Annotated in this window: 10 protein-coding genes; 8 read left to right on the top strand and 2 right to left on the bottom strand. The window is 70.2% G+C overall.

The features are described from left to right. The coding region (locus QMX80_RS15460; RefSeq protein ID WP_282277989.1) for a winged helix-turn-helix domain-containing protein at positions 1-1,070 on the bottom strand (1,070 nt) is incomplete at its 3' end. Positions 1,071-1,082: 12 nt separating this feature from the next. Continuing rightward, on the bottom strand, positions 1,083-1,412 hold the full coding sequence (locus tag QMX80_RS15455) for a hypothetical protein (RefSeq protein WP_282277988.1): 330 nt from the start codon (positions 1,410-1,412) through the stop codon (positions 1,083-1,085). On the opposite strand from QMX80_RS15455, the gene QMX80_RS15450 reads away from it, so the two are divergent. The 8 genes from QMX80_RS15450 to QMX80_RS15415 form a co-directional block, all read left to right on the top strand. Beyond that, on the top strand, positions 1,411-1,779 hold the full coding sequence (locus QMX80_RS15450; protein ID WP_273082911.1) for a hypothetical protein: 369 nt from the start codon (positions 1,411-1,413) through the stop codon (positions 1,777-1,779). The two genes, QMX80_RS15455 and QMX80_RS15450, sit on opposite strands and share 2 nt — an antisense overlap. Before the next feature lie 263 nt (positions 1,780-2,042). Then, on the top strand, positions 2,043-2,963 hold the full coding sequence (locus QMX80_RS15445) for an AraC family transcriptional regulator (RefSeq protein ID WP_273082909.1): 921 nt from the start codon (positions 2,043-2,045) through the stop codon (positions 2,961-2,963). Positions 2,964-3,022: 59 nt separating this feature from the next. After that, complete coding sequence (locus QMX80_RS15440; RefSeq protein WP_282277987.1) at positions 3,023-5,644, top strand: TonB-dependent receptor; 2,622 nt, start codon at positions 3,023-3,025, stop codon at positions 5,642-5,644. A gap of 140 nt (positions 5,645-5,784) precedes the next feature. Next, entirely contained in the window at positions 5,785-7,245 is a 1,461-nt protein-coding gene (locus QMX80_RS15435; RefSeq protein ID WP_282277985.1) for a Wadjet anti-phage system protein JetA family protein, read from the top strand. Further along, entirely contained in the window at positions 7,242-7,868 is a 627-nt protein-coding gene (locus QMX80_RS15430; protein WP_055770454.1) for a DUF4194 domain-containing protein, read from the top strand. The genes QMX80_RS15435 and QMX80_RS15430 overlap by 4 nt, the downstream gene beginning before the upstream one ends. After that, entirely contained in the window at positions 7,855-11,286 is a 3,432-nt protein-coding gene (locus tag QMX80_RS15425) for an SbcC/MukB-like Walker B domain-containing protein (protein ID WP_282277981.1), read from the top strand. Before QMX80_RS15430 ends, QMX80_RS15425 begins: the two co-directional genes overlap by 14 nt. Before the next feature lie 304 nt (positions 11,287-11,590). Continuing rightward, positions 11,591-12,109, top strand: a complete 519-nt coding sequence (locus QMX80_RS15420) for an RNA polymerase sigma factor (protein WP_055770448.1) — start codon at positions 11,591-11,593, stop codon at positions 12,107-12,109. Positions 12,110-12,151: 42 nt separating this feature from the next. After that, the coding region (locus QMX80_RS15415; RefSeq protein WP_282277978.1) for a DUF4880 domain-containing protein at positions 12,152-12,474 on the top strand (323 nt) is incomplete at its 3' end.

Here is a 12,474-nt window from a genome sequence, read left to right as displayed (position 1 = left end):
CCGTAGTCCAGCGTCCGCCAGCGCCCGCTGGCCAGGTCGAGCCGGCGCAGGGCGCCGCCCGCGCCGGCAGCCGCGCGCATGCCGCCGGCGACGAGCGCGCGGCCATCGGCCGTCCAGTCGAACGACAGCCCGTCCGGGTCCGCGCAGTCGCCCGCCGTGCGCTCGCCGCTGCCATCGGCCGCCACAACCATGAAACGGCAGTCCTTGCCGGAGCTGCGGACGAAGGCGATGCGCCGGCCGTCGCGCGACCACGCCGGCAGGCTGTCCTGTTCTCCGGGACCGGGGAACGCGAACTGGCGCGCGCTGGCCTGCGAGGTGCGCTGGATGTGCAGCAGTTGCCTGCGCGTGCGCGGATCGAGGCGGGCGAATACCAGCTGCGTTCCATCCGGCGACAGCCGCGGCATGGTTTCCTGCTCGGGCGAGGAAACGATCGCCCGGTACTGCAGCGACGGCGCGTGCAGGGAGTCGGCGGCTCCGGACAGCGCGCCTTTGTCGCGCGTGGAGCCGGCATGCAGGAACAGCGCCAGCGATCCGAACAGTGCCGTTGCCGCTGCCGCCAGCGTCCACCCGCGTCGCCGTACCCGTCCGCGGGGGATCGCGGCAGGCGGGGGCGCGGACGGCGCAGGCTCGGCGGCCGCGACGGGCGGTGCCTGCCATTGGTGCGCGGCCAGCAGGCGATAGCCGCCCTTGGCGATGGTCTCGATGTAGCGCGGCGCTTCGCGATCATCGCCGAACGCCTTGCGCAGCAGGGCGATGGCCTGGGTCAGCACATCGTCGGTGGGGAGGGTGTCGGGCCATACGCGCGCCAGCAGCGCGTCGCGGCTGACCACCCTGCCGGCTTCGTCCACCAGCGCCAGCAACACCTGCAGCGACTTGAGCGTCAATCGCCGGGAGCCGCCGTCGATGCGCGAGACCACGGTGCGCCGGGCCAGGTCGACCTCGTGGTCGCCCACGCACAGGAGCCCGGACGGAGGCGCTTGCGCTCCCGCTGCGTTGCCGTTGCGACGTTCGCCGATGACTGCCCGCTCTTCCATTACGCCGGTCTGCCCGAGTGCAGGCTTGGCCAGCATGCCCCGCCTTGATCATGGAGACGACGCGTGCCGCGCATGCATGGCACGCCGCCGTCGTCCGCCCGTGCGATGCAGGGCCATGCCGGCCGTTCCATCACCGGGCGGAGGATGCTGGCGGCGTGGATGCGGCGGCATGTGCCTTTGGTCAGGTCGCGCAAAGGCGTTCAGGCTGGCGACGCCTTCGGCCTGCGTGGCGTTGGCGGACGAACGCATTGTTTGCATGTTCTGGCGCCAGCCCCACTCCATGGTCATCGCGACTTCAAGCAGATTCCGCAGCCGCGCCCGCTGCCTAGCCTTGCATCCGTGCCCATCCCGGGCTCGGATGAAGAAGGAAAGCGCCATGTACCGATGTCTGATGATCGTCCTGTCCCTGGGGGCTGCCGCCCTGCTGCCCATGGATGCCTTTGCCGCCGGAAAGAGCGCCGACGCGCCATCGACCTGCGTCACCTTGTCCGGCCAGCACACGGCCGTGCGCGCTGGCGCCGAACGCATGCTCATCGCCGATGGCGAGGAGCACATCAGCCTGGATTTCGGTGGCTACTGCGAGGCGACCATGCGCAGCTCGAGCGTGGTGATCGCCACCGGTGGCGAGGAGAACGTCGTGTGCACCCGCGGCAGCGTGGTGACCGGCAGGGGCGCCTCCTGCGCCGTGCGCGAGATGCGCATGATCGATGCGGCCGAATACAGGCGCCATGCCCGCCGCCGCTGACGCAGCGGTTTCCCGCCACCGACGAAGGCCCGCACCGGCATGCCGTGCGGGCCTTCGCGTTTCCGTGTCCGGCACGGACGGCGGAAGCGGGGCAGCGCCAGCGCCGGCGCGGATGTCCGCACTGTCCGGTTGTCCGCGGAGCGGACGGTCCACGTCGCGCGTGGCGCCCCGAACCGGCGATTTCGGAAAGATTTCGGCTGCATTTCCGGCATTTCAGGCCTCGAACGATCAAACAGATGGCCAGATCCGACAAAGGAGTGGTCATGCAGGTGCAAGTGCAGGTACTGAGGCTCGATCGCGGGGATGTGCAGGAGCTGGAGCGCGGCGGCGATCCCGGCGTCGCGTGGCTGGTGGCGGTCGCGCGTGGTGCCAGCCTGGCGGTCAACGCCGCCGAGGCGTCGCTCTGGCTGGTGCTCAGGGGCGGGCTGGATATCGCGGCCCGCACCGGTGCGTTCCGGCTCGGTGCGGGCCAGTGGATCCATTTCGATCGCGGCGCCTGTCCGGTGCTGCATGCCGGCGAGCGCACCGTCGCCATCGGCATGGTCATACCGGCCGACATGCAGCTGCAGGCGCTGCGTTCACCGCAATTGGCGCTCTTCCCCGGTCGTGGCGCGATGTCGGCGCTGATGCAGCGGCTGCTGGCGCGGCGCTGGCGGGCGGTGGCGGGCACGCCTGCCCGCGGCATCCAGGCCATCGCGGCCGACCGCTGGCAGATGGAGCGATGGCTGCGCGCCGCCGCGGGCCTGCAGCAGGGACAGCAGGCGCAGATCGCGCGCTGCCCGGGGCGCTCGCTGTCGCACCGGCGCCAGGTGTACGCCCGCATGCAGCGCGCGCTGCTGTACATCGAAGGACACATGGACCGCGTGGTCCGGATCGGCGAGCTGGCCGAGCTGAGCAGCATGTCGGTCTGGTATTTCACCAAGACCTTCCGCGCGGTCTATGGCGAGTGCCCGCAGGCCGCCTCGGTACGCCTGCGCCTGGCCAACAGCGCACGGCTGATCCGCGAGACGCCGCTGTCCATCACCGAGGTGGGAGCGGCCAGCGGCTTCGAGAACAACTGCAGCTTCTCGCGCGCGTTCCGCACGCACTTCGGCGTTTCCCCCTCGCTGTACCGCAACGGTGAGCGGAGCGTGCCGGCAGACCGTGCAAACCCAATGGACAGGGCATGCGGCGCAGTGGCGTGAGCGGCTCTTTAACGTCGTGTGGCGTTAACGCCTCACTAACATCATCAGGAGAGAAATCCGTGAAAAACCGCTATTCCATGCCGGCCATCCGGCTGGCGGCGCTCCCGCTGGGGATCGCCGCCGCACTGGTTCCATTCGCTTCGCTGGCGCAGTCGCAGTCGCCGTCCGACGTACACAGCCTGGACCGGATCGAAGTGACCGGCTCGCGCATCAAGCGCGCCGACGTCGAAGGCGCGGTGCCGGTGACCGTGATCGACCGCGCCGCGATCGATGCCAGCGGCCATGTCTCCGTCGCCGACGTGCTGCGCGACACCACCTTCGCCTCGTTCGGCAACTTCAGCCCGCGCTCGGGCAGCAGCGCGCAGGCCGTGTCCGACGTCGACCTGCGCGGCATCGGCTCGGATCGCACGCTGGTGCTGATCGATGGCCGCCGCGCGCCCTATGCGCCGTCGCTGGGCACCAATGCCGACCTCAACACCATCCCGCTGGCGGCGGTGGAGCGCATCGAGATCCTGTCCGACGGCGCCTCCGCGCTGTATGGCTCCGATGCCATCGGTGGCGTGGTCAATGTGATCCTGCGCAAGGACTTCGATGGCGCCGAGGTGCGCATCGGCAAGGGCACGCCCAGCGTGACCGGTGGCGATACCGACGAGGCCTCGGTGCTGTTCGGCATCTCCGGCGAGCGCGGCAACCTGATGTTCGGCGCATCGTACAACTCGCGCGGCATCGTCTTCGCGCGCGATCAGCTTGGCGGCGATATCCGCGGCGGCTCGCCGTACGGGAACAATTTCTATTTTGAAAGCGCGACCGAACCTGGCGAGGAGGGCGAGGCCGGCGGTGCACTGCCGGGCTATGCCTGCAACGACCCGAATTTCTGGATGAACGAGAAGAACTGCGTCTACGACTACAACGCGGAGGCGGCCAACGAAGCCTCGATAAAGAACAAATCGCTGTTCGCGCGCGGCACGCTGCAGCTCAACGATGCGGTGTCCCTGTATTCTGCGGCCAGCTACAGCCATGCCAGCAGCTTCGGCCGCTATGCGCCGACGCCGGGCGTGCTCTACGTGCCGGAAAACTCGCCGAACGACCCGGTCCCGGGCGATGGGCGCGGCGCGTTCGTCTACCACCGCTATGCGGCCGCGGGCAATCGCGACACCTTCGTCGACAACACCGTGCTGGACATCAACCTGGGGATGAACTGGCAGGTCAGCGACCGGCTTTCCATCGATGCCGGCCTGCGCCGCAGCGATGCCCGGCTGGGCGAGCTCGGGCGCGGTTACATCGTCACCCCGCTGGCCGAGGCCGCCGCCGCCGATGGCCGCTACAACCTGCGCGATCCTTTCGGCAACGCGGAGGACGTGATCAAGGGCTTCACCACCACCACCAGCCGCGACGGCAAGTTCGTCATCGAGGAGGCCTATGCCAATGCGTCGCTGGACCTGTTCGACATGGCCGGTGGGCGCTCGGCGGTGGCCTTCGGCGTCGAGTCCCGCAGCGAGGACTACGCCGACATCTACGACTCGTTGTCCGAGGCCGGCGTGGTCGCCGGTTCGGCGGGCAACTCGGCGGCCGGCAGCCGGCGCGTGCACGCGGCCTATGCCGAGTGGCTGCTGCCGGTGATGGACCGCTTCGACTTCACCCTGGCCGCCCGCTACGACCGCTACAGCGATTACGGCGGCGACCTGTCGCCCAAGGCGTCGCTGCGCTGGCAGCCGCTGCCCAACCTGACCCTGCGCGCATCCGCCGGCAAGGGCTTCCGCGCGCCTACGCTGAACCACATCCATGCAAAGCGTTCGTTCTCCGCCGAACAGGTGCAGGACTACCGGACCTGCCTGGCGATGGGGTATTCGGCCGTGGACTGCGGCGGCGACGCCAACAATGACGGCATCGCCGATGGCCCGGTGGCCAAGAACGTCAGCTACCAGGTGGATACCTGGTACAGCGGCAATCCGGACCTGGGGTCGGAGCACTCGCGGCAGTACAGCCTGGGCCTGGCATGGGATCCCCTGGATTGGCTGAACGCGACGCTGGACTACTACCACATCCAGATCGACAACCGCATCCGCCTGATCGAGTACCAGGAGCTGGTGGATTTCGACAACAACGGATTGCCGCTCCCCTCGGGCACCAAGGTGGAGCGGCGTTCGAACAGCTCGATCAGGCAGGTCGAAACCGCCTTCGCCAACGAGGGCGACCTGACCACGCGCGGCCTGGACCTGAACCTGCGCGGCAGCTTCCAGGCTGCCGGATGGGGCAAGCTCGACAGCTGGCTGCAGCTCGGCCGCGTACTCGAGTTCAAGGTGACCGATGGCACCCTGGTCAAGGACCGGCTGGGCTGGGTGACCGCACCGGAGATGCGCGGCAGCCTGCGCAACACCTGGACCCGGGGCAACTGGAGCCTGAACTGGAACGCCAATTACATCGGCGCCCAGAAGAATCCGTCGGTCAAGCCCAGCTTCGGCTTCTTCGCGGGCGATCCCGACACACGAGTGGGCAGCTACGTGACCCACGACCTGGCGTTGACCTACAAGACGCCGTGGAATGCCGGCATCACCCTGGGCAGCAACAACGTCGGTGATCGCTACCCTGCGGAGGTGGAAGTCAGCAGCCGCCCATGGAACTTCAACCTGTACAACGGGTATGGCCGGATCCTCTACATGCGCTATACGCAGAAGTTCTGACGGCCTGCAATAGCGTTCCAGCGATGGGCGCCCCGGGGGGCGCCCATCGTCGTATCCGGCCCGGCCGGGTGCAGGGCTTCGCTGCCGGCGATATGCCACAATCGCCGCCGCACGGCAGGAAGCTGCAGGACCCCGACGTTTTGACCACGACCACCCCCACGACCACCCCGCCGCTGTTCACGGTCGTACCCGCCGGCATCTTCGGCCCGCTGGCCTCGGCCAACCGCCAGAACTACTGGTCGCTGCTGTGCCGGATGTTCGACGAGTTCTTCGGCCCGGATGCGCCGGTGCCGCCCAGCCATGGCTTCCCGCGCCGCGAGATCACCGCCGCGATCGAGCGCTACCTGCTCACCGACGACCCGTGGGAAGACGAGGACGGGCAGGCCCCGGACGCGCCGCTGAATGTGCGCGCCAACGCCATCCACGACCGCTTCCGCGCCGCCGGCTGGCTGCGCCAGGAGCGCATCGGCGCGCGCGAGATGGTGACCATGCCGCCGATGGTGGCGCAGCTGCTGTCCACCCTGGTGGAGTTCAGCGAGCACGGCCCGACCTTCGTCTCGGCCAAGATGCGCTCGGTGGAGCTGCAGCTGCAGCAGGTCGCCGAAGGGCGCATGGACGGCGGCATCCTCGACGAGGCTGCCGACCAGGCGCGCCGGCTGCTGGTGTCGCTGGCCTCGATGAGCCTGCAGGTGCGCGACCTGATGCCGGAGCTGAGCAAGGCCGAGACCACCGCGCAGTTCGCCCGGCAGTGGTTCGAACGCTATGTCGGCCAGCTGTTCATCGGCGACTACGCCGAACTGCACCGCGCCGACCACCCGATGGCGCGGCGCAGCTCGATCCTGGCGATGGTGCAGCAGCTCGAATCCGGCGCCCCGCGCGAGACGCTGGTGGCCTGGTACCGCGAGCACGTCACCGGCGGCGACGAGGCGCGCGCGCAGCAGCGGCTGTCGCGCAGCCTGGGCCGCCTGCGCGAGCTGGAGCGCATCGACGAATACCTGACCCGCCTGGACGAGGACATCCGCCAGGCCAACCGCCGCGCGCTGGCCTTCCTCGACTACCGCCTGCGCGCGCCCGACCGGCTCGACGTGCTGCTGCGCCGCGCTTGCCGCGGCGTGCTGTCGGCACCGGAAGACGCGCTGCGCCTGCCGGTGGCACCGGGGCCGCTGATGGACGAGACGCGCCTACGCCCGCCGCACCGCAGGCCGGTGCTGATTCCGCGCAGCGCCAATGCCACCACCCCCCCCACACCCGAGCAGCTGGCGCGGCTGTCGCTGCTGCGGCGGATGAAGCGCGCGCGCCTGGTCAACGCCGAGGACATGGCGCGCTACGTCGGCCGCCACCTGCAGCAGGGCGCGGCGATCGACTCGGCGCGGCTGGACATCGCCAGCATCGAGGACCTGCGCGCCTACCAGACCCTGCTCACGCTCGCCCTGCGCGGCAACCGCATCGGCGGCCTGCGCCGCGAGGACCCGCTCGGCCGGTTGCTGCGCGGCTTCCGCGTCGAGCTGCTCGATGCCGGCAACGGCGAGAACAACGATTACCTGCGCGGCCCGCGCTTCCGCATCCTGCGGGTCGGCGCAACACTCCCGGAAACCGCATGAAACGCAGCTGGAACACCCTGAGCCAGATGTCCAACGGCACCTACGCCGTGCAGGACTTCGAGCGCGCCGCCTACCGCCTGGCCACCGAGCAGGTGCTGTACGCCACCGACGCGCGTTCGCGCGTGGCCTACCACCTGGTCGAAGACCACTACCCCGATTTCGTCTCCGCGCTGGAGCCGCTGGGCATCCGCCTGGAGCGCAACGCGCACTACCGCTACGTGGTGGCGCTGCCGGCGCATGGCGAAGGCGCACCGGTGACGCTGGACGAAACCCTGGCCCTGCTGGTGCTGCGCCAGCGCTACGACGAAGCGATGCGGCAAGGCCTGATCGAGGATCACGGCGAAGTGGTGGTGGAGCTGCCCGAACTGCAGGAAAGCTGGCAGGCCTTGACCGGCCGCGCGATGCCCGACGTCGGCGCGCTGCGCGCGCTGGCGCGCACGCTCAAGCGCTGGGGCGTGAGCCGATTGGTGGAGTCGGAAGGCGACGACCCGCAGCCGTTCCACCTGCGGGTGCGTCCGGCCATCGTCGAGATCGTCGGTGAGCAGTGGCTGCAGCGACTGGACCAGCACAACCGCGACGAAGCGGGCGACGTGGACGCGGAGGACGACGATGCAGCAGCTTGAACGCATCCACCTGGTCCAGTTCTTCCTGTTCGAGGCGCAGAGCCTGCAGCTGGACGCGACCAGCGCCATCATCGCGCCCAACGGCGCCGGCAAGAGCGCCCTGCTCGACGCCCTGCAGATCGTGCTGCTGGGCGGTGACCGCAGCCGCATCCGCTTCAACGCGCAGGCCGGCGGCAGCCACCGCGCGCGCACCATCCGCGACTACTGCCTGGGCGTGTTCCGCAGCGGTGATGAAGGCCGCAAGCGCCGTACCGCCACCACTTACATCTCGCTGGTGTTCCGCGACACCGAGACCGGCGTGCCGTTGACCGCCGGCATCGCGCTCGGCGCCTCGATCGATGAACCCGAACACCGCACGCATGGCCTGTACCTGCTGCCGGGCGTGGCGCTGGAACTGGACGAACACCTGGAGCGGGTCAAGGGCAAGGAACTGCCGCTGGCCTGGAATACCTTCCGCGAGCACATCGCGCGCCGCTGCAAGGACGTGGGCGAAACGCCGCAGCTGCATCCCAACGCCGAGCGCTTCCTGCGCGACCTGCTGCTGCGCCTGCGCGCCAGCCCGTCGGCCAGCCCCGACCTCAATGCCTACCGCAAGGCCTTCCTCAACGCGCTGAACCTGCAGCGGGTCGAGGACGTGGACCTGTTCGTGCGCACCCTGGTGGCCGAGGACCGGCCTACCGACATCGCCCGTTTCCGCGCGCTGCTGGACAGCTTCCGCCAGATCAAGGAGAAGATCGAACAGGTGCGGCAGCGCATCGACGCCGCCGAAGGCGCCGAGCGCCAGTACGAGAAGATCGCCGGGCAGGCGACCCGCGCCGCGTCCGCGCGCGCACTGGCCGCCGAATACGCGCGCGACCTGTACAGCGAGCAGCTGGACCAGGCCGAGGGCGCGCTGGCCGATGCGCAGAGCGCGCTGGCCGACACCCGCCGCGGCCTCGCCGACACCCGTGTCGAGCGCGACACCCTGCGCGAGGAACAGGCGCGCGCCAATGCCCGCCTGCAGGGCAGCGCCGGCTATGGCGAGCAGGCGCAGCTGGACGAACTGTCCGGTCGCGACCGCGAGCGTCTGGCGCAGCTGAAGAAGGACCTGGCGCGCGAAGTCGCTTTCGTGCGCGACCAGTTCCGCCAGCTCGACGCGCTGGCGCTGGACGATGTCGACGGCACGACGCTGGCCGCCGCGCGCGCCGAATGGGACGACTGGCATGCCGGACTGTCGGCGCTGGCCGCCGAGGATGCGTTGCCATGGGCGCCGGACGACCTGTTCGCGCGCGCGCGCCAGGCGCTGCGCGCGGCCGCGCCGCTGCGCGAGCGGGTCGACCGCCATGCCCGCCAGCTGCACGCCGCGCACGACAAGGCGCGCGATGCGTTGGAAACCGCGCGCCAGAACCAGAAGCGCCTGGCCGCCGGCCAGGCCGAGCTGCACCCGGATACGGTGCGGCTGATGAGCTACCTGCGCGAAGCCAATATCGACGCGCGCCCGGTCTGCGACCTGGTGCGGGTCACCGACCCGACCTGGCAGCACGCCATCGAAGGCTATCTGCGCAGCAACGTCGAAGCCCTGCTGATCCCGGACAAGGACGAGGAGCGTGCGGTCAAGCTGTACCGCGGCCTGTCCGGCGGGCGCTCGGTATATGGCGTCAAGCTGGCGCTGTCGAGCCAGGCGCGCAGGTCGCGCGGCGCCGAGGAACCGGAGGCCGGCAGCGTCGCCGCGCTGCTGGAGGGCGTCAACGCCGATGCGCTGGCCTTCCTGCGCCGCCAGCTCGGCGAACTGCGCTGCGTGGAGACCGAGGCCGAACTGGTGCGCAGCCGCCAGGGCCTGACCCGCGACGGCCTGCTCTCGCGCGGCGGCAGCATCGAACGCCTGCGCCTGCCGGCAGCGGGCGACCTGCGCATCGGCGCTTCCGACAACCGCGCGCGCCTGCGCGTGCTGCACGAGGAAATCGAGAAGGCCGAGCAGGAGCTGCGCCAGATCGAACCGCGCCTGCGTCGCGCCGACGATTGCCAGCGCGGCCTGGCGCGGCTGGCCGACGCCGATGCGGTGGCGCAGGCGCTGCACGAGCGCGTGCTTGAGCACCGGCAGGTGGCCGAGCGCTACCGCAGCGCGCAGGAAAGCCGTCTGGCCTCGCTCGATCCGGACCTGCTGCGCCTGTCCGAACAGCTGCGCGAACTGAACACCCAGCTGGCTGATTGCGAGAAGCGCGCCGATGCGCTGGTCGGCCAGGAAGCCGTGGCGGCAGCCAACCTCGAACGCACGCACGGCCTGCTCGACGGCCTGCGCCAGCAGGAAGACCTGGTCGCGCGCCGTGCGGTGGAAGCCTTCGCCGATCCGGACGTCGACCCGAACCGGGTCGAGCGCCAGCGCGAGGAACTGGACGAGAAATATCCGTCGCTGGAAGAACGCGCCCGCCGCTGCGAAGAACGCGCCAGGGACAGCGACGCGCAGCTGGCGCGGCTGCTGCCCGAGGCCTGGAGCGGGCTGGCGCAGTACGCGCGCGACCATGGCCTGGAACTGGATTTCGATGCCAGCGCCTGGCGCCCGGCGCGCGGCCTGCTGCAGCGCGAGCTGGCCCAGCTGCGCGACACCGAGCTGGTGCAGTACGAGGAGGAAGCGCGCCAGGCCTACGCCACCGCCGTGGATACCTTCCGCACCGGCGTGGCCTCCACCCTGTACGACAACTTCACCCGGCTCAAGACCCAGATCGCCACGCTCAACCGCACCCTGCGCGCCAGCCCGGCCTTCTCCAACAACGAGCGCTACCAGTTCCATTACGAGGTGGTGCCGGAGTTCCGCGAGCTGCACCGCTTCATCCAGCGCGCCGCCGACATCGGCGGCGAGGACACCCTGTTCGAGAGCGCCGGCCAGGTGCCCGAGGCGTTCCGCGCGCTGGTCGAGGACAAGGCGGCCACCCACGTGGCCAACTCGCCACTGGACGACTACCGCCGCTTCTTCCGCTTCGAGGTGCAGATCCGCCAGGAAGATCGGGTGATCGGCAGCCTCAGCGAGCGCATGCGCTCGGGCTCCGGCGGCGAGCACCGCGCGCCGCTGTACGTGATCGCCGGCGCCGCGCTGGCCGCCGCCTACGGCAAGAGCGAGGCGCACCCGGGCGGGCTGGGGCTGATCCTGCTCGACGAATTCGGCGACAAGATCGACGCGCAGAACGCGCGCGCCATCACCGGCTACCTGCGCTCGCTGGGCCTGCAGCTGATGCTGGCCGCGCCGGACACCGCCCAGGGCACGCTGTCCGGCGTGCTGGACAGCTACATCGAGCTGTTCCGCGACGGCGACCTGCTGCAGGCCGAACGCATCGAAGTCACCGAAGCCGCGCGCACCCTGCTGCTGTCCGACCAGTTCGACCTGCACCCGGAACTGCTGGCGGCCGAGACCGAACGCATCGAGCGCGAACAGGCCACGGCCTGATCCGCCTGCCGGCGCCAGCGCCGGCAGGGCGGCGGGCGCCGGGAGCGCAAGGCGGCGGACGCCCGGCGCGTGACTTGCGAGGCCGCCGCTGTCAGGCTGGCTGGTACCCGCCAGATGATCGCCCGCTGAATGGCCATGCGCCAGCGTATTACCCTAATCGCCTCCTGGACCCCACAGGACAGGTATGCGGGCGCTCCGACGGCGCCCGCCACGAGCCGGGAGGACAGGGTGCGATGATGCTCAACGCGGGAACCGCTGCGCCGGCGCGCCTGGCCGGGCGCGCGCGCGGACAGGAGCGGCGCTGATGCAGCCGGCCGGAAACGACCCCGCCGCGCGCGCCTTCGCCCTGCAGGCGGTGCAGGACTACAGCGGCGAACTGCACCGCTTCCTGCGCCGGCGCGTGGCCGATGCGCAGGACCTGGGCGACCTGGTGCAGGAGGTATACCTGCGCCTGCTGCGCGTGCAGAACCTGGAGTCGGTGCGCAACCCGCTGGCCTACATCTATGGCATCGCCGGGCACGTGGCCAGCGAATTCAACATGCGCCAGCGCCAGGGCCGCCTGGTGTTCGATTCGACCGTGGTCGAGGCGGTGGCGGACAATCCCGGGCAGGCGGGGTTCGACGAAGGCGGTGCCTTCTTCGAGCGGCAGGTGGGCGATGCGCTGGCGCAGTTGGCGCCCAGCCGGCTGGCAGTCCTGCTGCTGGAGCGGCGCGAGGGCCTGAGCCATGCGCAGATCGCCGCGCGGCTCGGGCTCAGCGTGCATACCGTCAAGAAATACAGTGTGGAAGCGCTGGCGCACGTGCGCGCCAGCCTGGAACGTTGAACAGGATGTTGTCGTGCGCCCGCGCACGTATCGAGTGATGCCATGAATATCTACCGCACATCGCCAAAACAGAGCCGGGAGCGCGCCGCGCGCGAGGCCGCCGAGTGGTTGCAGGTCATGCGCGACGGTCCCAGTGCGGCCGAGCGGGCCGCATTCGCCACCTGGGTGGCGGCCTCGCAGCTGCATCTGAACGAACTGTTGATGGCGCAGGTGGTGGAGCGCGAACTGGCGGTTTCCGGGGCGTTGCAGGCGCTGGACCTGGACGAGGTGCTGGCCCGCGCCGCCAGCAGCGACAACGTGGTGGCGCTGCACGATGTCCCGGCGCCCGGCGCTGCCTCGGCCGAAGAGGCCCGCGCCGGTGCGCG

Source organism: Stenotrophomonas sp. PS02297 (assembly GCF_029959705.1).
Lineage (GTDB): Bacteria > Pseudomonadota > Gammaproteobacteria > Xanthomonadales > Xanthomonadaceae > Stenotrophomonas > Stenotrophomonas nitritireducens.
Note: the sequence above shows the minus strand (reverse complement) of the source record. Positions and strands in the feature narration are given on the sequence as shown.